The sequence below is a fragment of the Clostridium sp. LIBA-8841 genome (genome assembly GCF_057782475.1).
This window is the reverse complement of sequence record NZ_CM173488.1, coordinates 1943553-1968600: the sequence shown is the minus strand read 5'-3', so window position 1 is coordinate 1968600 and position 25048 is coordinate 1943553. Positions and strand designations below refer to the sequence as shown.

General features: G+C 27.6%; 20 protein-coding genes. 5 read left to right on the top strand and 15 right to left on the bottom strand.

Going from position 1 to position 25048, the window contains the following annotated elements:
- Positions 1-39: 39 nt before the first annotated feature.
- From miaA to AC2A4K_RS08620, 7 genes are all read right to left on the bottom strand, one after another.
- Entirely contained in the window at positions 40-972 is a 933-nt protein-coding gene (miaA, locus tag AC2A4K_RS08650; RefSeq protein ID WP_322503343.1) for a tRNA (adenosine(37)-N6)-dimethylallyltransferase MiaA, read from the bottom strand.
- 17 nt (positions 973-989) lie between these two features.
- Positions 990-3044, bottom strand: coding sequence for a DNA mismatch repair endonuclease MutL (gene mutL / locus AC2A4K_RS08645; protein ID WP_322503344.1), 2055 nt, complete (start codon positions 3042-3044; stop codon positions 990-992).
- A gap of 26 nt (positions 3045-3070) precedes the next feature.
- Positions 3071-5803 carry a DNA mismatch repair protein MutS gene (mutS, locus tag AC2A4K_RS08640; RefSeq protein ID WP_322503345.1) on the bottom strand — a complete coding sequence of 911 codons (2733 nt, stop codon included), beginning with the start codon at positions 5801-5803 and terminating at the stop codon, positions 3071-3073.
- Positions 5804-5935: 132 nt separating this feature from the next.
- Positions 5936-6643: a pyruvate formate-lyase-activating protein gene (gene pflA, locus AC2A4K_RS08635; protein ID WP_322503346.1), complete on the bottom strand. Its 708-nt coding sequence runs from the start codon at positions 6641-6643 to the stop codon at positions 5936-5938.
- A 286-nt stretch (positions 6644-6929) separates the two neighbouring features.
- Positions 6930-9164 (bottom strand): formate C-acetyltransferase, encoded by a 2235-nt coding sequence (pflB, locus tag AC2A4K_RS08630; RefSeq protein ID WP_322503347.1) that lies wholly within the window; start codon positions 9162-9164, stop codon positions 6930-6932.
- A gap of 314 nt (positions 9165-9478) precedes the next feature.
- Positions 9479-9895, bottom strand: coding sequence for a hypothetical protein (locus AC2A4K_RS08625; RefSeq protein WP_322503348.1), 417 nt, complete (start codon positions 9893-9895; stop codon positions 9479-9481).
- 208 nt (positions 9896-10103) lie between these two features.
- Positions 10104-10436 carry a hypothetical protein gene (locus AC2A4K_RS08620; protein ID WP_322503349.1) on the bottom strand — a complete coding sequence of 111 codons (333 nt, stop codon included), beginning with the start codon at positions 10434-10436 and terminating at the stop codon, positions 10104-10106.
- A gap of 838 nt (positions 10437-11274) precedes the next feature.
- On the opposite strand from AC2A4K_RS08620, the gene AC2A4K_RS08615 reads away from it, so the two are divergent.
- Positions 11275-12708, top strand: coding sequence for an ABC transporter substrate-binding protein (locus AC2A4K_RS08615; RefSeq protein ID WP_322503350.1), 1434 nt, complete (start codon positions 11275-11277; stop codon positions 12706-12708).
- 325 nt (positions 12709-13033) lie between these two features.
- Here AC2A4K_RS08615 and ppcA read toward each other — a convergent pair whose 3' ends face one another.
- Positions 13034-14647, bottom strand: coding sequence for a phosphoenolpyruvate carboxylase (gene ppcA, locus AC2A4K_RS08610; RefSeq protein ID WP_322503351.1), 1614 nt, complete (start codon positions 14645-14647; stop codon positions 13034-13036).
- Positions 14648-14951: 304 nt separating this feature from the next.
- Between ppcA and AC2A4K_RS08605 the strand changes: the two genes are divergently transcribed.
- Complete coding sequence (locus AC2A4K_RS08605; RefSeq protein WP_322503352.1) at positions 14952-16247, top strand: acetyl-CoA hydrolase/transferase family protein; 1296 nt, start codon at positions 14952-14954, stop codon at positions 16245-16247.
- Between the two features lie 47 nt (positions 16248-16294).
- Here AC2A4K_RS08605 and miaB read toward each other — a convergent pair whose 3' ends face one another.
- The 4 genes from miaB to AC2A4K_RS08585 all read right to left on the bottom strand — a co-directional run bounded on the left by miaB (position 16295) and on the right by AC2A4K_RS08585 (position 20978).
- On the bottom strand, positions 16295-17635 hold the full coding sequence (gene miaB, locus AC2A4K_RS08600) for a tRNA (N6-isopentenyl adenosine(37)-C2)-methylthiotransferase MiaB (RefSeq protein WP_322503353.1): 1341 nt from the start codon (positions 17633-17635) through the stop codon (positions 16295-16297).
- Positions 17636-17848: 213 nt separating this feature from the next.
- Entirely contained in the window at positions 17849-18835 is a 987-nt protein-coding gene (locus AC2A4K_RS08595; protein ID WP_322503354.1) for a glycosyl hydrolase family 28-related protein, read from the bottom strand.
- Positions 18836-19089: 254 nt separating this feature from the next.
- Positions 19090-19773 carry a ribose-5-phosphate isomerase RpiA gene (rpiA, locus tag AC2A4K_RS08590; RefSeq protein ID WP_322503355.1) on the bottom strand — a complete coding sequence of 228 codons (684 nt, stop codon included), beginning with the start codon at positions 19771-19773 and terminating at the stop codon, positions 19090-19092.
- A gap of 221 nt (positions 19774-19994) precedes the next feature.
- Positions 19995-20978 (bottom strand): linear amide C-N hydrolase, encoded by a 984-nt coding sequence (locus AC2A4K_RS08585; protein WP_322503356.1) that lies wholly within the window; start codon positions 20976-20978, stop codon positions 19995-19997.
- A 480-nt stretch (positions 20979-21458) separates the two neighbouring features.
- Here AC2A4K_RS08585 and AC2A4K_RS08580 point away from each other — a divergent pair, with 480 nt between their 5' ends.
- Positions 21459-21854 (top strand): DUF5684 domain-containing protein, encoded by a 396-nt coding sequence (locus AC2A4K_RS08580; protein WP_322503357.1) that lies wholly within the window; start codon positions 21459-21461, stop codon positions 21852-21854.
- Between the two features lie 162 nt (positions 21855-22016).
- Here AC2A4K_RS08580 and AC2A4K_RS08575 read toward each other — a convergent pair whose 3' ends face one another.
- Positions 22017-22541 (bottom strand): GNAT family N-acetyltransferase, encoded by a 525-nt coding sequence (locus AC2A4K_RS08575; protein WP_322503358.1) that lies wholly within the window; start codon positions 22539-22541, stop codon positions 22017-22019.
- Between the two features lie 185 nt (positions 22542-22726).
- On the opposite strand from AC2A4K_RS08575, the gene AC2A4K_RS08570 reads away from it, so the two are divergent.
- Positions 22727-23197 (top strand): helix-turn-helix domain-containing protein, encoded by a 471-nt coding sequence (locus AC2A4K_RS08570; RefSeq protein ID WP_322503359.1) that lies wholly within the window; start codon positions 22727-22729, stop codon positions 23195-23197.
- A 45-nt stretch (positions 23198-23242) separates the two neighbouring features.
- On the opposite strand, the gene AC2A4K_RS08565 is transcribed toward AC2A4K_RS08570, so the two are convergent.
- The gene (locus AC2A4K_RS08565) at positions 23243-23815 is read right to left on the bottom strand and encodes a hypothetical protein (RefSeq protein ID WP_322503360.1); all 573 of its coding nucleotides are present in this window, start codon (positions 23813-23815) and stop codon (positions 23243-23245) included.
- A 138-nt stretch (positions 23816-23953) separates the two neighbouring features.
- Here AC2A4K_RS08565 and AC2A4K_RS08560 point away from each other — a divergent pair, with 138 nt between their 5' ends.
- Positions 23954-24103 (top strand): hypothetical protein, encoded by a 150-nt coding sequence (locus AC2A4K_RS08560; RefSeq protein ID WP_322503361.1) that lies wholly within the window; start codon positions 23954-23956, stop codon positions 24101-24103.
- Positions 24104-24215: 112 nt separating this feature from the next.
- Here the strand turns inward: AC2A4K_RS08560 and AC2A4K_RS08555 are convergent, their stop codons facing one another.
- Complete coding sequence (locus tag AC2A4K_RS08555; protein ID WP_322503362.1) at positions 24216-25007, bottom strand: GNAT family N-acetyltransferase; 792 nt, start codon at positions 25005-25007, stop codon at positions 24216-24218.
- Positions 25008-25048 lie beyond the last annotated feature (41 nt).

Sequence of the window (25048 nt, the reverse complement as noted above, 5' to 3'; positions counted from 1 at the left end):
ATTGCCCTCCATAAATTTTAATCTAACTTAATTATAAACCTAAGCTTTTATTATGTCATTAATAATTTTATTAGAAATCTCTTCTTCTGAATCAAAGATATCCTTATCTATAAATATAGCCCTAGGATCCTTTCTAAACCATGTAAGTTGACGTTTAGCATAATTTCTGCTACCTTGCTTAATCATCTCTATACACGTCTCTAAAGATATTTTTCCATCAAGATAATATAAAACTTCCTTATACCCTATGCCTTTCATAGATTGCATATCATCAGTAAGCCCCATATCTTTAAGAGTTTTAACCTCTTCTAAAAGACCTTTTTCAAACATTATATCAACTCTTTTGTTTATTCTATCATAAAGCTTTGTTCTATCCATATTAAGTACATAATAATATATATTATATGGAGTTTCGTAAATACTATTCTTAGCTTTAAAAGATGAAAAAGGTTTCCCAGTTAACTTATAAGTTTCTAAAGCTCTAATAACTCTTTTTCTATTGTTAAAATGTATAGAATTATAACTTTCTAAATCAATATCTTTAAGCATTTCATGCAGATATTCATTACCATGCTCATCAGCTATTTTTTCAAGTTCTTCTCTATATTCTTCATCCTTATCACTTTCAGCAAAATTCATATTGCATATGATTGAATTTATATAAAGACCTGTTCCTCCTACTAATATAGGAAGTTTTTCTCTATTTTGAATATCTTTGATTTTCTCTGTAGCCAATTCTTTAAATTCAGCTACGCTAAACTCCTTACTAGGATCAACAAAATCTATTAGATAATGAGGAATTCCTCCCATTTCTTCTTTAGATATTTTAGCTGAGCCTATATCCATGTACTTATAGATTTGCATAGAGTCAACAGAGATTATTTCACCATTTAACTTCTTTGCTAGATCTACTGAAAGGTCACTTTTTCCTACGGCTGTTGGCCCAGCAATAATAAGTAAATCATTATTCATTTAAATTGTCTCTCTCCTTAAGTTATTCTTTTAAATTTCTTATCTAATTCATAACTAGTAAATTTAATTATAGTTGGACGCCCATGTGGACAATGGAAAGGATCCTTTATATATCTTAAATCCTCTATTAAGTTTTCCATTTCTAATAAAGATAAAATATCATTAGCTTTAACAGCTGCTCTACATGACATAGATGCTATCTTATTATATTTAACCTCTACAGTTTCTCCACTACCCATTTTCTTTAAATTATTTATCATTGATGTTATTAACTCTGTTGGGTTTAATCTATCTAAAAAGTATGGAACTTCTTCAATTCTTATAGAATTATCACCAAAATCACTTATTTTAAATCCAGCCTTTTCAAAAATCTCTTTATTTTCATCGTAATAAAGATAATCCTCAGTAGGTAAGGTTATTACTAAAGGAACCATTAGAGGTTGAATTTCAACTTTCTTTTTAGATATATCTGTAGAATATTTCTCAAAAAGAATTTTTTCATGAGCTGCATGCTGGTCTATTAGATATAAAATAGAATCATATTCAGCTAATATATAGGTTTTATTAAATTGACCTATAACTTTTAATCTAGGAAATTTAGCTTCTCTATAAACTATTTCTTTTTCCTTATTATCTTTATCATATTTATCAATTTCATTAGAATATTCTAAACTTTCTTTTGTTTCATTTTGTGATACAGAGGGATTAGTTGAAGTAATATGATTTTCACTTATCTTATCCCTAATTTCATTTTTAATAAGTATTGGTTCATAAGAAAAATCTTTTTTACTTATAGAAGATAAAGCATCCTTATCTTCTAAATGCTTATTTAAAACTTCTTCTTTTTCTTGTTTAAAAGAAAAATCCACTGGAATTTCAATTTCAGTTTTATTGACTTCATTATTTGAAGTTTTGTAAGAAGATAATTCTTCTATTCTTCTTTCCTCATTAGCTTTATAAACCACATTTTCCTTTAATCTTTCCAAAGTACTTATTTCTTTATCTAAACTTTCTTGAATAACCTCTTCTTTTAAAGTCTCAAACTTTCTTTCTTCTTCCTCAGGAAGAGTAAAGGTATCCTTAACATATTCTCTCATGGCTGAGTGAACAGCATCAAAGACGGTTTTAAATATGAAACGCTCATCTTTAAATTTAATTTCAGATTTTGTTGGATGTATATTAACATCTATAAGTTCTGGATAAGTATCTATAAATAAAACAAAGAAAGGGAATTTTCCAGTTACGTTAAATGATCTAAAGGCATTTTCTACAGCCACTGTTAAGCTTCTATTTTTAACATATCTTTTATTAACAAAAAGACTTTGATTGTTTCTAGAAGCTCTAGCTAAAGTGTCATTACCTATAAAGCCATAAACAGAGGCTGTATCCTTATGCTCTTCAAAGTATATTAAATTTTCTGAAGTACTCTTACCATATATGGTTCTTATAACATCTATTAACTTTCCATTACCATAAGTATTTAAAACCTTTTTGTTGTTATTAAATAATTTAAATGATACATCTGGATTGGCTAAGGAAATTCTATTTACCAAATCATTTATTATGGCACTTTCTCTTGCTGTTGTCTTTAAGAATTTCTTTCTAGCAGGAACATTAAAAAATAAATCTTTAACTTCTATTTGTGTCCCTTTATTCATAGAACAATCTATTAAAGATTCTTTTTCTCCGCCACTAATTATTAGCTCCTTACCCACAGCACAATCTTCTATTTTACTTTTAAAGTTTACTTTAGATATAGAAGCTATACTAGGTAAAGCTTCTCCCCTAAATCCAAGAGTATTTATGCTAAATATATCGTAAGTATCCTTAATTTTACTTGTGGCATGAGGATTAAAAGCTTTTTCAACATCTTCTGGATGAACTCCAGCCCCATCATCTATTATTTTTATGAGAGATTCGCCGCCATTTTGAATCTCAATAGTTATGTTTTTTGCTCCTGCATCTAAGGAGTTTTCTACAAGTTCTTTTACAACAGAAGAGGGTCTTTCAACAACCTCTCCTGCTGCTATTTTATTTGCTGTATCTGTATTTAAAATATTTATTCTATTCAAAATCTCTCACAGCTCCTTCCTTTAAGCTAAACTAAATTCTTAGCTTCCTTAACTAGAGCATATAGCTTATTCATAGCATCCATAGGATTTAAAGATAAAATATCAACTTCTGAAAGTTCTTTTATTAAATTATCTTTTCCTATTGCAGAAAAGTCTAATTGTATTTGATCATCATCTTTTTTTAGTGTTTTAGCACTTGAAGATTTTGAAATAACTTCTTCTTTAATTTCAATTTTTTCTTCTTCTAGTACTGTTTCTTTAACTTCACAAGAAGTTGTAACGGCAGCTTCCTTAACTTCCTCTTTTGAAGTACTTACTTCTTTAAGAGCTACCTCTAAATTATCCTTTGAAGATTCCATTTCAAGAGTTTCTAGGATTTCCTTTGCTCTGTTTATTACTTCATCTGGAATACCAGCAAGTTTAGCAACCTCAATACCATAAGATTGATCTGCTCCACCTTCTATTATCTTTCTTAAGAAGATAATGTTGTTATCAACTTCCTTAACAGCTACTGAATAGTTTTTAACTCCGTGAATTTCTCCTTCTAACTTAGTTAATTCATGATAGTGAGTAGCAAAAAGAGTTTTACATCTTAAATTTTTATTTTTGCATATATACTCTATAACAGACCAAGCTATACTTAATCCATCATAAGTACTAGTACCTCTTCCAACCTCATCTAAAAGAACTAAGCTGTTTTCTGTAGCATTTTTAAGAATATTTGAAACTTCCCACATCTCAACCATAAATGTACTTTTACCACCTGCTAAGTCGTCAGAAGCTCCTATTCTAGTAAAGATTTTATCAACTATACTTATATTAGCCTTATTAGCTGGTACAAAGGAACCTATTTGGCACATTAAAGTTATAATAGCAACCTGTCTCATATATGTTGATTTACCAGCCATATTAGGTCCTGTTATTATAAGAAGTTGATTATCATCTTTGTTTATAATAGTGTCATTAGGAATAAATTCTCCTTTAGGTATTACCTTTTCAACAACAGGGTGTCTTCCATTCTCTATTTGAGTTTCGCCATTTTCGTTGATTTCTGGCTTTATAAAATCATTTTCTAAAGCTATAAAAGCTAAGTTACTTACACAATCTAACTCTGCAATTATTTTAGCAGTAGTTTTTAATCTATCTATATGCTCTTCAACTTCATTTCTTATATCTAAGAAAATATCATATTCTAGAGAGCAAAGTTTTTCACTAGCTCCTAAAAGTTTTTCTTCTATCTCTTTAAGCTCTGGAGTTATGAATCTTTCAGCATTAGCTAGAGTTTGTTTTCTTATATATCTTCCTTCAGGTATAGAACTATAATTAGCTTTAGATATTTCTATATAATATCCAAAGACTTTATTAAATCCTACCTTTAAGGATTTTATTCCAGTGAACTCTCTTTCTCTATTTTCTAAGCTAGATATCCAATCCTTACCGTTAGTTTTAGCAAGTCTTAATTCATCTATCTCGCTGTTAAAGCCATCTTTTATTAAATCTCCATCCTTTAATGTTAAAGAAGGATCCTCTTTTATAGATTTTTCTAAAAGTTCATAAATGTCTCTTAGATCATCTAAGTTATTATGATAATTTTTTAGAAGATTTGAATTACAATTCTCTATAATTCTTTTTACATTAGGAATTTTTCCTATTGATGTTTTTAATGCTATTAAATCTTTAGCATTTGCATTTTTATTTGAAATTTTACCTAATATTCTTTCTATATCATAAATATCATGTAAAGCTTCCTTAAGAGAGTCATTTAAAGAAAGATCATTAAATAATTCTTCTACAGCATTTAATCTTAAAGTTATCTTTTCTTTATTAACAAGAGGTTCTTCAATCCATCTTCTAAGCATTCTACTTCCCATAGAAGTTTCTGTTTTATCTAATACCCAAAGAAGAGACCCCTTTTTACTTTTCTCTCTTAAATTTTCTGTAAGCTCTAAATTTCTTCTAGAACTTAAATCTATAGTCATAAAATCAACTAAGCTATATACCTCTATATCGTTTATATTGGTTAAACTTATTTTTTGAGTATCTAGTATATACTTAACTAAAGCATTACTTGATTTCTTTACCATTAAGCTTAGTGAGTCTGATTTATTACCAAATTGATTCTTTAATATTTCTTCAAAGTTTTCTTCAAAATACTCACTAGATTTTCTGCTTATTAAGGCAGGCGTAGTTAATGTTATTTCTCTTATAAGTTCAGGGTCTAAAGAATCTAAAAGAATTATTTCCTTAGGATTAAACTTAGATATCTCGTCTAAAATAACTCCCTTTTCTAATTCACCTTCTGTAGATAAGAAATCTCCAGTTGAAATATCAGTTATAGCTAGAGAACATCTATTTCTATCTAAATCCGCGTATATAGTCATTATATAGTTGTTTTTTGTTTCCTCAACAAAAGAAGAATCTGTATATGTTCCTGGTGTTATAACCTTTATAACATCTCTCTTAACTATTCCTTTAGCAACTTTAGGATCTTCAACCTGTTCACAAATAGCAACCTTATATCCTTTTGATACTAATCTTCCTATATATGAATTAGATGCATGAAATGGTATCCCACACATAGGAGCTCTTTTTTCTAAACCACAATCTCTACCAGTAAGAACTAATTCTAATTCTCTAGCAGCAGTTTCTGCATCCTCGAAGAACATCTCGTAGAAATCTCCAAGCCTGAAGAATAGAATACAATCCTTATAATTTTCTTTTATTTCAAAATATTGTCTCATCATTGGAGTCAACGCCATTTTATTACCTCCATTAAACCTTAAAATTTATGTGTTTTTCTATTATGTCATACTAATTATTCTAACATATTTTTTATGTAAGAAAAAACTAAAGCCTAAAATTAGACTTTAGTTTTTATCTAAATAATTATATTAATTAAATATTTCTTTTTCAAGTTCTTTTAACCAATTTTTATCTAGAGGCTGAACTCCCTCTAATCTATATGGAATATTAAGTCCTTTATATTTATTTACACCTAAAACATGATAAGGTAAAAGTTCTACCTTCTCTATATTATGAAGACCATCTATAAAATTCTTTATTCTCATTAAATCGTCTTTATTATCTGTATATCCAGGAACTACAACATGTCTTATCCACATTTTCTTATTCATTGACTGAGCAACTTTTAAAAATTCTAAAGATCTATCTATAGAAACACCTACTAAGCTCTTATATTTTTCAGGATCTGTTTCCTTTACATCAAATAATATAAGATCAACATACTTTAGTATTTCTTCATAATCTTCTAATCCAACGCCAGCGGTATCTATTGTAGTATGTATTCCTTCTGCCTTACATAGTTTCAAACATTCTAGTAAAAATTCTGGTTGAAGAAGAGGCTCACCACCTGAAAAAGTTACTCCACCGCCTGATGCATTAAAATAAGTTTTAAAGCGTTTAATCTTATTTACAAGTTCTTCTGGAGTATATTCAGTACCTCCATCTTTACACCAAGTATCTGGATTATGACAATAAGCACATCTTATGCCACATCCTTGCATAAATGCTACAAATCTTATACCAGGCCCATCTACTAATCCCATAGTTTCTAATGAATGAATTCTTCCTTTTACCATAATGCTGTCCCTCCTCATAATGAACATTTAAAAAAAGAGTGTATAAAGTGTTTGCTTAATTAAATCTTATAAATATAATGAAGAAAATATCTAGATGAACTTTAGAATTTAAGTTATTACGTAGAATATATTTCGTTAAGAAGCTGAGACTGTTCGAAGCGAAGCAAGTTTCGAAGCTTTAGAAATATATTCGGAGTAATAACTATAAATTCTTAGTGAAATCTAGTAATTTTCAGAATATATTTATAGATTTTTAAACAACCTTATACACTCTTATTATATAAGATTATAGAGAATCGTGGAATGTTCTGCTTATAACCTCTAATTGTTGATTTCTAGTTAATCTATTGAAGTTAACAGCGTAACCTGATACTCTGATTGTTAATGTTGGATACTTTTCTGGATGTTCCATAGCGTCCATTAAAGTTTCTCTATTAAATACATTAACATTTAAGTGATGAGCACCTTGCTTAAAGTAACCATCCATAATAGCAGCTAAGTTATCTATTCTGCTATTTTCATCCTTACCTAAAGCATCTGGAACTATTGAGAATGTATTTGATACTCCATCCTCACAAACTTCACAATAAGGAATCTTAGCAACAGAGTTTAAGCTAGCTAAAGCTCCACTATTATCTCTTCCGTGCATTGGGTTAGCTCCTGGAGCAAATGCTTCACCAGCTTTTCTTCCGTCTGGAGTTGAACCTGTTTTCTTACCATAAACTACGTTTGAAGTTATTGTTAATATTGATAATGTGTGCTTAGCACCTCTGTATAGTGGATGTTTTTTTAGCTCATCTGAGAACTTCTTAACTATCTCTACAGCTAAATCGTCAACTCTATCATCATCATTTCCGTATTTAGGGAAGTCACCTTCGATTTCGAAGTCTACAGCTATTCCATTTTCTCTTATTGGCTTAACTTTAGCAAATTTAACAGCGCTTAATGAGTCAGCTACAACTGATAAACCAGCTATACCGAATGCCATTAATCTTCCTACATGAGTATCATGTAAAGCCATTTGTCCAGCTTCATAAGCATATTTATCATGCATGTAGTGGATAACGTTCATTGTATCTACATAAAGCTCAGCAACATACTCTAAAACTTTATCATAGTTAGCTCTTAATTTATCGTAATCTAAAACCTCATCAGTTATTGGCTCTAAACCTTTGATTACAACTTTTCCTGATTTCTCATCAATTCCACCGTTTATAGTGTAAAGTAAAGCTTTAGCTAAGTTAGTTCTAGCTCCGAAGAATTGCATTTGCTTACCAATTTGCATTGCTGATACACAACAAGCTATTGAGTAATCATCTCCGTACATAGGTCTCATTAACTCATCATTTTCATATTGGATTGAGTCAGTTTTAATTGATACCTCAGCACAGAACTTTTTGAATCCTTCTGGTAATCTATCTGACCATAAAACAGTCATATTTGGCTCTGGAGCAGGTCCTAAGTTAATTAAAGTTTGAAGATATCTAAATGAGTTTTTAGTTACTAATGGCTTACCATTAATCCCCATACCGCCAATACCTTCTGTTACCCAAGTTGGATCTCCAGCGAATAAATCATTATACTCAGGAGTTCTTAAGTGTCTAACTAATCTTAATTTGATTATGAATTGATCTATTAATTCTTGAGCTTCTAACTCAGTTAAAGTTCCTGCTTGAAGATCTCTTTCTATAAAGATATCTAAGAAAGTAGAAGTTCTTCCTAAAGACATTGCAGCCCCGTTATTTTCTTTAACTGCAGCTAAGTATCCAAAGTATAAGAATTGAACTGCTTCTTTAGCGTTTGAAGCTGGTTTAGATATATCAAAACCGTATTTTGCAGCCATTGATTTTATTTCACCTAAAGCTCTGATTTGCTCTGAAACATTCTCTCTTAATTGAATGTACTCTTCTACTGAACCTTCGCTTTCAAATGATATATTAGCATAATCTTTTTTCTTTTCTTCTATTAAATAATCTATACCATAAAGAGCAATTCTTCTGTAGTCACCTATGATTCTTCCTCTACCATAAGCATCTGGAAGACCAGTTAAAAGACCTGCAGATCTTGCAGCTCTTGTTTCAGCTGAATATGCATCAAATACACCTTGATTATGAGTTTTTCTATAGTCATTGAAATGATCTCTTATATTACTGTCTAATTCATATCCATATTCTTTTAAAGAACTTTCAACCATTCTCATTCCACCGAAAGGATTTACAATTCTTTTAAGTGGTGCGTCTGTTTGGAAACCAACGATAACTTCGTTGTCTTTGTCTAGGTATCCAGGCTCGTATTTATCTATTCCAGATACTCTATCTGTAGCAACATCTATAATACCCTTTTCGATTTCTTCTATTATTAATTTTTGAGCTTTTTCTAAAACAGCATCAGTTCTTTCAGTTGTTCCTGCTAAGAAACTCTTGTCCCCTTCATATGCAGTATAGTTCTTTTGGATGAAGTTTCTAACATCTATTTCGTTTTGCCATACTCCTTCTCTAAAACCTTCCCATTGTTTGAACATATGATATCCCCTCTTTCCTAATTGAAAATCTTTATCAATTTAAAACTAACATATTTTAAATGAATTGTAAAGTACTTGATAATCAATTTCAATACTTTTCCAAAAAATACTTATTAAATTATTAATATTTAAATTGAATTATAAACTAATCAACTAAATTATAAGTTATTTTTATGAAAATATAAATATTAAATATTTAAAATTTTCATATACTTAATAATTAAAAAGCAAAAACAACATATTTTTACTGTTGAAAACATTTATAACTAATAAAAGATGAAGATACTTTAAAGAGCATCTTCATCTTTTATTAGTTATATTTTTCTAAAATGTCTATATGGAACTGTAAATATTGTAATATCATCATAATTTTCAGTTTCTTCATTATTTAATTTTAATCTTCTACTTATAAAATTATTTTCTTTTATTGTAACAGGATATATAAATCCCTCTGCAACTAGACTCATAGTTGCTTTTTCATCTCTTAAATAATCAATAATTGTATTTGCAACTTCTTGACATGCGACTTCAAAAGAACCTATATAAGTATCTTCTAATTTGAACTCTTCTAACTCCCAAAGATCTAAGTTGTTTAATTTATTGATTTCTTTTCTTAATTCCTCTTTACGCACTTTAATTTCTTTATCTGTAAAATCATAATTATTTAAAATTTCTTCAACTTCATGACTAATGCTATTACTATTTGATTTTTTAGCATAATCTAAATCCATGTTTATCACCTCATTAAATATCTCTTTTAATCGATAATATCAATTAAAAAAAATTTAATCTATGACATGTATCATATATTAAAACTTTGATTAATATATAATAAAATTATTGAAATATATCATTATTATAAACAGTTTATTTATAATTTTTTTAACTTCGTATATATTTTAATAGAAATTACTTTCAGTAGTATAAACCAAATCTTTATTAATCTTCTACAATTATATTTTCTTTTTCTTTGTCAATTATAAATCTACATATTCCATGTCTCATTAAAGTCATTTCTTCGAAATCAAAACTATTTCCTGATAATGATGAATAATATTTTAATAGTATAAAATCTTTTTCAGGGTTTTCTATAAAGTTTCTAAATTTTAAAAGCATGCCATCTTCTAAATAAAAGTCTTCTTCTTCTCCATCCATAAAAAATATATTAACATTTGTAACAGACTTAATATTTTCTTTTAAATTATTTTCTTCTAAATATGAATCAATTGACTTATACCCTTCTCGCTCTTTATTTTTGCTAAACAACCCCATTTTATTTCCTCCCATATGATAACTCTATATAAAACATTATAACATCTAGTAATATTCATTTTAAACAAAATATGACAATAATGTATCATAATATCAACAGAATAAATATTTCTTTTCTAAGAAATATTTTAAAATAATACTAATATACACATTACATATTAAGAGAGGAAACAAATAAAAAAAATTATTACTTTAGTAATTTTAATTAGTCCATTATTAAATATTGCAGGATGTTCTATTTCTGTTTCAACTAAAAGTGATTCTATGGTAGCAAATGTAATAAATAGTCTAAATAAGCCTTTATTTGAAGATAAAAAACTAGAAAATGACAATATTAAATTTAATATTAGTCAATAAGATTATATAAATACAAAAAGAAGAATATATATAGAAATTATTCTATATATATTCTTAGTTTAAATATTAAATATCCATTTTATTAATAATTTAAACTTAGATTTATTTAGAAAATATAATGTAAATGCTGATGGAATAAATCCTAAAAAAACTATAAGTAACACTAATGTTGATGCTCCTGGATGTAACCACATTATCCCCATCTTCTTTCTTAATCTTTTCTATATTATAGCACTAAATAGTACTAACAATTAAAGTTTTACAATATATCTATCATATTCTGATGACATCGCTTATATATAATACAAATAAAAATTAGTCGTTAAATATATGTACAAATTATATAAATTATTAACAAATTACATAAAGCTTTCTTTTTTTATTCAAATATTAAGTCGAAATCATTGATATTAAATAATGTAAATAGTAAAATCTTTGTATAAACGTTTTCAAAAAAGAATATATTTAGGAGGGGGACAATATGATAAAAAGAAAAAAAGTCTTATCATTAATTTTAAGCGGTCTTGTATGTTCATCTTTAGTACTTACAGGTTGTGGAAATGGCACAGAAAAGGATAGTAAAGAACCTGTTAATTTAACTTGGTATGTTATAGGGGATGATCCTGCTGATAATGAACTTGTAGAAAAAGAAGTAAATAAGTACTTAAAGGAAAAAATAAATGCTACGGTAGACATAAAGCATATACCTTTTGGTGACTATAGTAAAAAAATGAATGTTATTGCAAATTCAGGAGAACCATATGACTTAGCATTTACATGCTCTTGGGCCTTCCCTTATTTGGAGAATGCTAGAAAAGGAGCTTTTCTTGAATTAAATGATTTGTTAGATACAGAAGGAGCACCATTAAAAAAAGAAATAAATAAAGATTTATGGAAAGGTGCAGAAATAGATGGCAAAATATATGCTGTTCCAAACCAAAAAGAAATAGCATTAGCTCCAATGTGGGTATTTGATAAAGAACTCGTTGAAAAATATAATATTCCATATCAAGATATACACTCTGTAAACGATTTGGAACCTTGGTTAAAGCTAATAAAAGAAAAGGAACCAGATTTCATTCCATTTTATACTCAAGGAGATTCTATTCCATTGGAATTTGATGATATAGTAAATCCTTTAGGTATATTCTATAATGATAAAAGTTTAACTGTGACAAATAAATATGAATCACAAGAAATGAAAGATATGTTATTTAAATTAAGAGAATATTATAAAGATGGATACATAAATCAAGATGCTGCTGTAAACAACATGAAACCAGAAGTGAAGAGATTTGTTTGGAAAGCTGATGGACAACCATATGCTGAAAATGGATGGGGAAAATCTTTAGGTAGAGAAGTTGTAACTTCATCAATAATCCCTCCATATGTTACAAACAACTCAACAACTGGTGCTATGACTGCTATTTCAGCTAATTCTGAACACCCTAAGAAAGCAATGGAGTTATTGACATTAGTAAATACTGATCCAAAACTAAGAAATTTATTAATGTTTGGAATAGAAGGAACTCACTATGAAAAAATTAATGATAAACAAATAAAGAAATTTGATAATAAGAAATATGATGCTGTTAGTTGGGCATATGGAAACTTATTTGATACTTATGTTTTAGAAAATGATCCTATAGATAAATGGGATGCTTTTGAAAAATTCAATAATTCAGCTAAAGTTTCTCCAATATTAGGATTTAAATTTAATACTGAAAAAGTTTCAAATCAAATTTCTGCTATAAACAATGTTTTACAAGAATTTGAAAGAGCTTTATATACTGGTTCTATAGATCCTGAAGTTGGATTAGATGATTTAAACAAAAAATTAAATGATTCAGGTATAAATGAAGTTAAGGATGAAATACAAAAACAATTAAATCAATGGAAAGAAAATAATAATTAGTGTAAAAACTTTAAATATTTATTTTACGTTACTTATTAGAAAATGAATTACTCCTTTCAAATCAGATTTTAGCAGAAATTCTATTCTGTTTACTTTGAAAGGAGTAATATTTTTATTCTTTTTTAACACTCTAGCCATAATAAAAAGCACCTCCTATTAATTAGCAAAAAACTAACAAGAAGTGCTTTAATACACTTAATAAATTTCTTCATTTATTGGGTTTTCATCAATATTATTTATTGGCCTCAAATCAAGTTTATAGGTCTTTTTGTTATAGACAAATCTAATTTTAGGTTTCATAAATTAAATCTAGTCTTATTTCATTCTAGCCGATACTTCCTCTTACCTTACCCATTCTTACTATCCACTCATTTAGGATTTTAAGTTCTTCTGTCTTGCTACGCATTACATTTTCCTCAAGCCCCATAAGATGCATTATTATAGGTTTAGTAGTTTTAAGTAAAGTATGATAGAATTCATTTTCATTCAAGAATTCATAATCTAAACCAAGAGCTAGAATTTCATTTACATATCTCATATCTTCTTTATATTCTTGTCTAGCTTCTTCATTGATTATTTTTTTAGAAACTCCTCCATTTGCAAATCTAGCGGCAAATGCTAAGTCTTTTCTTAGAATTGGGTAAACTTCTAAAAGTTTATCAATTCCTTCTTCACCATACTTTTCTTTTATTTCATTTAACGCTCTACCCATTCCCATAAGTTCTGGTGGCATTCCTAAAGTGTACATAGCTCCTGTAAATGATATTGCTCTTGGAACTGCATATTCTTTAGTATTATCTATACTAAGTATTTCAGCCTTTAGTTTTTCATCTTTAACTAAATCAGCTACATTATCTAAATTGGCAACTTCTCTATTATATTCTAATCCAGTTTTTGCTTTTGTTAATCTATCTCTATTTTTAGGAATAAAATCAGAAACAAAAGATACTGTATCTATTACTTTTAAGAATGTTTGAAGATAATATTTTGAACAAATTCCTATGAACTCTTTCATTAAATCTTTATCTTCTTCACTGAAGTTTCTAGGCTTTGACTTTGCAATTTTTGATTTTAACTCATTAACAGCATGTTTAGTTGCGTCTTCACCATGATCATATCTTAATGCAGATTGGAATGTGAAAGTTTTAATTCCACTATATGTAGCAATAATTTCATCTATATTTTCTTCTGAGAAGTGTCCTCTAAATGGAAGTGATCCACAACCTAATATAGGATTTATAGTTACTCCATTTTTTTCGCCCCATTTATAAGCTCCATCGACTGCCATAAGCACTGATAAAACTCCTGATATTAATCCATAAGACATGGCAGTATCTGACCTTGCTATCATTATTCTAAGATCTTTTAGAACATTTCCTTTACTCTTTTCTATTTCATAATGTTCATCTAATATTTTATCTATATTTACTAGTGCAGGTACATCTTCAACTAAAGGTATTATCCTAACACTATTTAAATCTAATTTAGTTTTGTAGTTCTTATTCCCCATATCTACTACTGAATTAACTCTATCTTGAAATTCTGAAATTTCTTTTCCTGTTTCAATCATAGGAACAACTACTTCTGAAATTGCAGGTACTCCTGATAATTCCTTTGATTGAACATTAGTTTCAATTATAGACATTATACTCATTAATTGTCTAAATACTGATTCTTTGTTTGCATTAGGTATTCTAGGTGTAACCCTAACGTCTTTTCCTGGAATTATTCCGTTTGAAATTAAGCCTAATGCTATTTGTGATGTTTGATGGTAAGGTGTTAACTTCCCTTCAAAATCTATCATAACTTCCTCTATGCCTAATCCACCTTTATCTTGTGGAGTTAATCCCTTTATAGCCTCTGCTGGTTCTTGTTGTATTGAAACGTAAGTTTCTACATTATCCGGATGTTGTGTCATCATGGAACAAGGTATATTCATAATACAGCCCCCTTTTATTTATTACAAAATGAAATTTACAAGTTAATTATATTGCAATAACTTCTTAAAATCAAGTGTTTTTCAAATAAAAATGCAATTTTTTTTAAAAATAACTTGCATTTTATAATTGCAAGAAATATTTCAATAAAAAAGCTACAATTTTTTACATTTTATATATTGCGAATTATAATATTTTTTAAATTAATATAATTCGTATAAATAATTATTTAAATAGTATGAATTATATTATGCCCTTAAAAATCATATTAATTTATTAGAAGCTATCTTTTATTTAGGAGGTAATATGAACTGGGAGGAACTTTATAATTCAAAAAAAGTTACTGCTAGGGAGGCTATAAATAAGATTCAATCTAATTCAAGAATAGTAACAGGTCACGCCGTTGCTGAACCAAGAGTTTTATTAGATGAACTTGTTCTTAATTATAAGAACTTTAAGAACTTAGAGATACTTCATTTAGTATCTTTAGGCAAAGGGGATTATACAAAAAAAGAAATGGAAGGACATATACGACACAATGCACTATTTGTTAATGCAAATACCAGAGAAGCTGTTCAATCTGGTTTTGCTGACTATACTCCATCATTCTTTTATGAAATTCCTAGATTATTTAAGAAGGATTACTTGCAAATTGATGTATGTTTACTCCAACTTTCGCCACCTGATGAGCATGGGTATTGTAGTTATGGCACATCTTGTGACTATACAAAATCTGCTTCTGAATGTGCCAAACTTGTTATTGCAGAAATAAATCCCAATATGCCTAGAGTTTTAGGGGATAATTTCATTCATATATCTAATATTGATTATATTGTTGAAGTTGATTATCCATTGCCAGAATTAAAACCAAAAGAAATAAACGACGTGGAAAAAGCTATTGGAGAAAACTGTGCTAAGTTAATTGAAGATGGATCTACACTGCAACTTGGTATAGGATCAATTCCAGATGCTGTTTTAATGTTTTTACATGATAAAAAAGATTTAGGAATTCATTCTGAAATGGTTTCTGATGGTATTGTAGATTTATTTAATAAGGGAATTATTAATAACGAGAAAAAGAGTATTCATAAAAACAAAATAGTCCTTACCTTTATGATGGGTACAAAAAAACTTTATGACTTTGTAAATAATAATCCTGTAATAGAGATGTATCCTGTTGACTATGTAAATGATCCAATTACTGTTTCTAAGAATAGAAAAATGATTTCTATTAATTCATGCATACAAGTAGATTTGTTCGGGCAAGTAAATTCAGAATCAATAGGAGGAAAACAATTTAGCGGTGTTGGAGGACAAGTTGATTATGTTAGGGGTACCAGTATGTCCGAAGAGGGAAAATCAATAATAGCTATACCATCTACTGCATCTAAAGGTACAATATCTAGAATAGTTCCTAAGTTAGATTATGGAGAATCTGTGACTACCTCTAGAAATGATGTTCATTATATCGTTACTGAATATGGAACTGCTGACTTAAGAGGAAAAACATTAAAAGAAAGAGCTAAGGCACTTATAAGCATAGCACATCCTAAATTTAGAAATGAGTTAGAGGAATACTGTAAAAACTATTTTAATATGTAGAAAAATTAAAAGGCTTTATCTTATTTAAGATAAAGCCTTTTTAAAAATTATTCTACTATTTCACCAATTAATGAGAATGGTTGAGCTCTAACTATTTTAACGTTAACTAATTTACCTACTAAGCTTTCATCACCAGCAAAGTTAACTAATTTACCGTTTCTAGTTCTTCCAGTCATTTTAGTTTCGTCATTTTTACTTGGACCTTCAACTAAGACTTCTACAACTCTTCCTTCATATTCTTTGTTCTTTAATACAACTTTTTTGTTTATAGCTTCAACTAATCTATTGAATCTTTCATGTTTTATATCATCTGGAATTTGATTTTCCATTTTATCAGCAGGAGTATGATTTCTTCTAGAATAGATGAATGTGAATGCTGAATCATATCCAACCTCTTCACAAAGACTTAGAGTATCTAAGAAATCTTCTTCAGTCTCTCCTGGGAATCCAATAATTATATCAGTTGTTAAAGTAACATCTGGAATTTCAGCTTTGATTTTCTTAACTAAATCTAAATAGTACTCTCTATCATAGTGTCTGTTCATCTCTTTTAATATTCTTGATGATCCACTTTGAACTGGTAAGTGAACTTGTTCACAAAGTTTGTCACATTCTTTTATAGCTTTAATTACATCGTAGCTTAAATCTTTAGGGTGAGAAGTCATAAATCTAACCCTCTCTAATCCTTCAACCTCATTAACTTTTCTTAAAAGTCCTGCAAAGTCGATATCCTCTTCTAGACCTTTTCCGTATGAGTTTACGTTTTGACCTAGTAAAGTTATTTCTTTATATCCTTTAGCTACTAATTCTTCTATCTCTTTTATGATATCTTCAGACTTTCTGCTTCTTTCTCTTCCTCTAACATAAGGTACTATACAGTAAGTACAGAAGTTGTTACATCCATACATTGTAGTAACGAAAGCTTTAACATCACTTTTTCTATCTATAGGTAATCCTTCAACGATTCCTTCTTCTTTGTTTAATATTTCCTTAACTTGAACACCTTCTTGAAGTACTCTATTTAAGTACTCTGGGAATTTGTGTGCATTATGAGTTCCAAATATTATGTCAACATAAGGGAAAGTTTTTAAGACCTTGTCTGGCATACCTACTTGTTGCATCATACATCCACAAATCGCTATTACTAAATTAGGATTTTTTCTCTTTAATTTTTTAAGTTGTCCAAGATTACCGAAAACCTTATTTTCAGCATTTTCTCTTACACAGCATGTATTAAATATTATTATAGAAGCATCTTCTTTATTTTCAGTTCTCTCATATCCTTGAGATTTTAACATTCCTGATAGTTTTTCTGAATCTTCTTCATTCATTTGGCATCCGTATGTAGAAATACAGAAGAGTTTTTTATCCATGTTTTCTAATGTCATGTCTTTTCCTCCAATTCAAATTGTTATCTGTTGTATTATATCATAAAAATTATTTTTATTAAAAGATGGAATTTTCTAAATATATAATTTGAAATTGTATTTATAATCAAAATAGAAATCTGAATTTAACTTTATCTATTATAGATTATATCATTCCAAAATAAAAAGACTAGCAAGTGTTTATGCTTACTAGCTTTTTTATTATTAAATCTCTCATTTTTCTACAATATTATTTACTTTTTCAATTTCAAATTTGCTAATTTCTTTAACATTTTTGAACCTATTTTCTCTTGCAAAAACAGATTTTGCATTTGTATTTATAGCAACTTCACAATTTTCAAAAGTATTATCATAAATATCTATATTTTCCATATCATCTACAAAGGTTATAACCCCTCTACTATTTGTTAGATTTCTAAAGATATTATTCCGTATTGTTGTAAACTCATGTTTAGCAAATGAATGATTTCCTATAGCTGGTGATACATCACTATTTTCAAAAACACAATTTTTAATCATTGTAAATTTGCAAACAGTTCCATCTTTTTTACCATTCCAAGGGTAAACGGTATTATTTAGAGCAGCATCTAATTGAATCATTTCTGCATTATTATGTACTGTCTTAGTATTTTTAAAATAACAGCTATCAATAATAGTATCTTTAGATGCATTCACCTCTAAACAATGCCACCCACCGGCTAAATTTTCAAATTTACATTTAGAAATCATTGTATTATCAGAATGAATAAATCCTAATAAAGTGCAATTTGTATTATAATTAGCATTAGCATCGAAAATTGCTCCAATAATCTCTACATCTTTAGTCATATCATAATTTCCTGTTAAATTATCAGCATAATTTGTTATTAGTAAATTCATATCTTCTGATCCTCTTAATAAAGTCGCTTGCTCAAAAATTAATTTTTGATTTGAATAGTATTTTATACATTTATTAAGTTTATAAATTCCTTTTGGAAAATATATATTACCACCAGTTTCTTTTAAACTGTCTAAAGCTTTTTGAATTGCAGGAGAATCATCAATTATACCGTCGCCTTTTGCTCCAAAATCAGTAATAACAATTGACTTAAAATTTAATGACTTTAAAAAAACATCTAGTGTAGTTTCATTATCAACATAAACAGCCTCAGCTTTAGTTATTGGATATATTTCATTCATAGCTTTTATAGACTCTTCCATTAGCTCACCTCAACAATATCATTCTCAATATAAGGATTAAAAACTTTAAATTCTTTTAATTCAAAGTCAAAGAAATACTTTCATTATTCCCAAAATAATAAAAAGCTAGTAAGTATTTATTCTTACTAGTTTTTTGTTAAATCTATTTATATTTATTATATAAATCTTTTCCTTGATTCTTTATATTCATACATTTTTACCTTCAAATCCAATTCAACTCATTTTTCACCAATTGAGCAAATTGAGTTGTTCTTTTAAAAATTGACCTTATTTATATTTTCAATTACTTTTATTTCATTGCTTGTTCCAACAATAATTTTATCGCAAATATTTAAAAATAATCCTGTTTCTAACACTCCTGATATAGATTTTAAAATTTCAGATACATATTTAATATCAAATTCCTTTCCAATATGTAAATCAACAATATAATTATGATTATCTGTAACAAATGGAACTTCCCCTTTCATTCTTAAAACAGGATTAAAGGAAAGTGATTTTAGTTTCTTTAATATATGATTATGACCATAAGGAAGAATTTCTACAGGAAGAGGAAAACTTCCTATGGAATCAACTAATTTACTTGAATCCATAATCCAAATTACTTTATCAGCAATATTAGCTACCATTTTTTCTCTAAATAAGGCTCCTCCACCACCTTTAATTGCATTAAACTGATCGTCAATTTCATCAACACCATCAATGGCTAAATCTATTCTTTCAACATCATCTATAGATATTAATGGTATATTAAAATTCTTTGCAAGATTTTCTGTACTTTGTGAAGTAGCAACAGCTTTAATATTTAAGCCACTCTTAACTAGCTCTCCTACCTTTTCAATCATATAATATGCTGTAGAACCAGTACCTAATCCAATTACCATATTATTCTCAATGTATTCAGCAGCTTTTATCCCTGCGATTTTCTTTTCTTCCATACAAACAACCTCCATAACTTACTCACTTAATTATGTATTTATTTTAACCAATTATTGTATCTTTATTTTATTATAGTTCACTTTTTGTAATATTTATTAGTTCTAATAATTCTTTAATATATTCTAAAGTTGCTTGTTTTTTACGACTTTAATAAATCTAAAAAAAATAAAAAGTCTTATTTCTAAGACTTTTTATCTCTTAATTATTATTTAATTTCTTTTTATTTAATTGAATAAGTTACTAATTCATCTTTTTTAACATTTTCTAAAGAGAATTCCATTGTATCCATGTGATTAAAGATACGTAAATATAATTTTCCTAAGTTTTGATTATATGCACACATATAACTTGAGAAGTCTGAATCATCTTTATCTTCGTTGAAACGTTCAACTCCTTTTGGAACCCAAACAGAGTTTAAAAGACTAAATAAACGAGCAGGGGCTTCTTCATCACTAACATCTCCTATAAGATTTCTTAAATATGCTGCACGTACAAATCTTGATGGTGAAGTATAATCTCCTGGTAATCCAAGCATACCTGTACCATTTGAAATTGGTGTAATGACTGTTTTTGTATTTAAATTTTTTTGTTGCTTATTAAATCCTTGAATTTGAATATAATTTGCTAAATTAGTCATATGCCAATCAAATGTTGGATCATTAGCCATTACCCCTACAGTATTATCAAAAACACGAAAATGTCCATGATTTGTTGGTTCTAATACAACTGATTCACCCATCTTATCTGTGAAAGTATAATGAGCAGTAATAGGATTTCCTTTTCCTAGCTCCCCTAATGAAGGAATATCATCAGAGGTAACTACAACTTTTGCTATATTATTTTTTATATCACTAACACTTTCAAAGTTACTTAAAATCCAAGTAACTATTTCACCACTATTAATGGCTGTAAGTCCTTGTTTTTCTATATTTTCTTTCTTATCCCATGTGCATGCATTTAAAAATAAAAGTCCTCCAGCAAGACCTTTTTCATTAACCCCATCGAAAAATAAGGTAGATCCTGATAAATTTATACCTAAAAAAGCATATTTTGTTTTCCAAGGTTTACTTTGTGTTTCTAACATAAAACCTTTAGGTACAATAGTTACTTTTGAATCAACATCAAAGGGATTAAATGAAGTATCTAAAGTTCTTCCCCAATAAAAATTATTTTTATTACTTGAAATATGTATGTGAGTACACACTTAACTCATCTCCTTAAAAATAATTAAAATTTATATTTTTATAGTATACCCACATATATTTGTTGTCAATTTGTACTAAATTACTATATAAATATTAAAAAACCAAAATTTTTGTATTTTTTTAACCATATATATCATAATAAATAACTTTTTTTATGATATATATGGTATTTTTTTATTTTTATTAATTTAAAAAGTTCTTTATATAAATAATTAGAATTTTATTACCCTAGTGGCTATATAAGTTGAAATCTGTTTATATAATAACCCTTCCCCTAAAATACCTTCATAAAAACCAGAAATCATAAATCCAGCTTTAATTTGTCTTCCTATTTGACTTTGTAAGGAATGTCCAAATACTAATGTATCTTTTTATAGAATTAGTATTTTACACCATATAATTAATACTATGGTTATTACTCAATATTTTTAAAATTAACATAAATTTTATGATATAATTAAATTAAGGAGGTGAAATACATGTCATATTTTCAAGGATTATACGATTTTAGCAGCACAAGTATTTTAGTAGCATTTATATTTTACCTAATAAGAATATATCCAAGCTATGTTATGTCTAAGAGGGCTAACTTAAAACACTCATGGATGATGTTCTTTCCTATACTTGGAGAATTTCAGTTATTACATTTAGCTGGCTTATCTTATTTATACTGGATACTTTATTTAATCCCATTTGTTAATATAATACTTTCTATAATTGTATTTTATAAAATACTTAGAAATTTCGACTTTGGATTATTTATGACTATACTAGGAATTATATTCTCTTTTATAGCATTCCTAACATTCTGGTATATAGTTCTAAGCAATAGAGAATTCGTAGGAGATATCCCAAGTGAATATCAAGAATTTTAAAAGGCTCTGCTTTAAGTGAATGTTGATTTTCAGCCATTACTTAAAACAGAGTCAAAAAAAACAACTAGAGTAAATAACTTTTTATCTCTAGTTGTTTTTTGTTTTTATATACTTTTATTCTAGTACACTATATATTTATTGATATCATGAAATTTAAGTGTTTTATTTTAAATCAATCCAATATCTACAGGTGATTCTATCTCCTTTTAAAACTTCATTTTCTAATACTCCATTTTGTGAAATAATAGTTTTCATTGAAGGGATATTATCTTTAGAACAAGTTAATAATACTCTATTTATATTTAATTCTCTACACTTATTTAAGGCTAACGCTAGCATTTCCTTAGCATATCCTTTTTTACGTTCTGATTTTCTAACACTATATCCAATATGTCCTCCAAATTGTTCTAAATAATCATTTAGGAAGTGACGAATATCTATCATTCCAACAATTCTATTATCTGATTCTCTTATAGCCAAATAAGTTGATGATGGAACAAAACCATCTCTCACAGTATTGATATTAGAATTATCCTTTAATATCTTTATCCAATCTTCAAAAGATTCTATATTTCCTAATCCAGCACATCCATCCATACTATCACCATTCAATAAGAATTCTTTCTTATATTCTTCTATTTGCTCTTTAAAATTCGGTTTAGGTGAAATTAATTTAATTTTATTCATAACTAGCCCTCCTTTAAATTTTATTAAGAATCTATTATATATGTTTCCTTCTAAATTAACAATAATGTTTGTAAATTTAGAAATATATTGACATTAAAAACTTTTAATATATTTACAATAATATACTTTAAATGTGAAAATATATGAAATATAATGAAAATATATGAATTGAGAGGTGTATGTATATGAATAATTTTGAAAAGCTTTATACTATTGAAGACATAGCAGAAATGACTAGACTTACTTCACGTACTATTAGAAACTATCTTAAAGATGGCATCTTAGAAGGGAAAAAAATTGGTGGACAGTGGCGATTTACTATGAAGGATATTGAGAATTTTTTTGATAATAACAAAACTAATCAAGATATAAATACTGCTTATAATAATGAAGTTATTGATTTTTTAGAAGGAAAAAATATAGATTTACAGAAAGAGGTACAAATTTGTACTATAGTAGATCTTCATTGTAAAAACATATTGGAAGGGAAAGAACTATCTAAAAAGTTAATGACAATAATAAATGAGGATGAAGAGGCCGTTAAAAACGGCGCTAAATTTTCCTATGAATATATGAAGGACTCTTCTAAAGCACGTTTCACTTTATTTGGAGATCCAGAATTCATAATAAAAACATTAAAAACTCTTGAAAAGTAGAAAAATAACCTTTGGAATATCCAAAGGTTATTTTTTATTTTAACTTTATTTTATTATATCAAATATATATTTTTTGAAATCATCAAAAGACATTTTTTCTATTGAAGCTCCCTTATTAACTTTTCCAGTTGCAAAATCATATGCTGCTGATCCATAGTTAAATGCTGGACTACCAACTATAAAGTTGCTTCCTGGAGTTCTATATGTAACCTTACATCTTAAAATCTCCTTGCAAAACTCTAAAACATCTAAATAATCATCTAAATGTTTTTCAGCAATCATCTTAACTATAAATGAGAATAATTGATATCCTCCAAGTAATTGTTGCATTCTTCCACCATGCATATTAAAGATTTTATCTGTGCTATAAAAATACTTCATATCTTTATAAGTTAAAGTTTTAAACTGATTATTTATTTCTAAATCAGGTAAATCAATTCCTTCTAAATCTTCCTCTATAGTCTCCCATTGAATTGACTTTGGTATAGCATTATTGTTTACAGTTTGAGTAAATTTTTCTATTGCATTATCCATATATTTATTAACTGTAATTAATTCATCATTCATATATACAGTAAATTCACCATTTTCATATACTAAGCTAATTTTATTTCCCATAAAAAAGCACCTCATTCTTTTAATTAATAATAATTATTATATAATAACTAAAGAAATTTGTCTATATCAAATTATCTATGGCAATTAAATAAGATCTTTTTAAATTGTTAATACTAATAAGGAGGAGGTGACTTATTTATGTATGATTTAAAAGAACTTGAACAAAACTCAACTAATCTAGAGAACAGCAATGTAGAGTTAAGTGATCGTGGATATTATAGTCCTCACTTAACAGATAGTGTATTCAAAACAAAAATATCTTATGTACCTACTGATTCTCTATTATAACTTTAAAGCTTATTTATAATAATAAACAAACTTTAAAATCATCTTAAGTAATAAAAAGAGAATTTCTACATTAAGGTTTTATTTTACGTAGAAATTCTCTTTAAAATCCTATTTAACTTAATAACTCATATATATTTATTTCTGAAGATTCTTCAAAACCAATTTTTTTATATAAATTTACAGCACTTGTATTATCTGATTTAACTTTTATATACACCTCATCTAACCCTTTTTGTTTAGCTTTATTCAATATGTGTATAAGGAGAGCTTCTCCATAACCTTTTCCTCTAAACTCTTTTATTATTCCAAAGTTAGCAACTGTATATTTGCCTTTTAGGAGTAATATCTGACCATAGCCAATTAGATTATCGTCTTTAAGCTCAAAGAAAGCTAAATCTTCTAAAAAAGCTTTTCTACTACACTCATAAACAATATCCTTTGTTTTTAGAGGTATTCTATTTTCCTCATAAAATATTTCATTTTGTAAATTACAGCGTAAGCTCTCATCTTTTCCTTTAATAAAAGGTCTAAAATTAAATTTATTAGTATTTTTTTTATTAAAGTTATGAAGATCTAGTTTTAATATTATATTAGAAGCTTTTTTTACGAACCCATACATATTCAAATCAATTCCCTCATCTTCCACTGTTTCATATATATATTTATTTATTTTAAATTCTGAAAAGATATTACCCTTTTCAGGAATATACCTGCTGCACTTCACCTTAGTGATTTTTTTTATATATGCATCAAGATTTACTGCATAATCAATTTCCCAAAGCATTAAAACATCATTTTTATACGTTACTTTGACAAAATAATTAGTACATAGTCTTTTAAGTGATAAATTTAAAAGCTTTGCATATTTAAAATAATCCCACAATCTAAATCTAACTATATTCATACTACTACTCCTAAAACTTTGTCATATATTATAAGTATAAA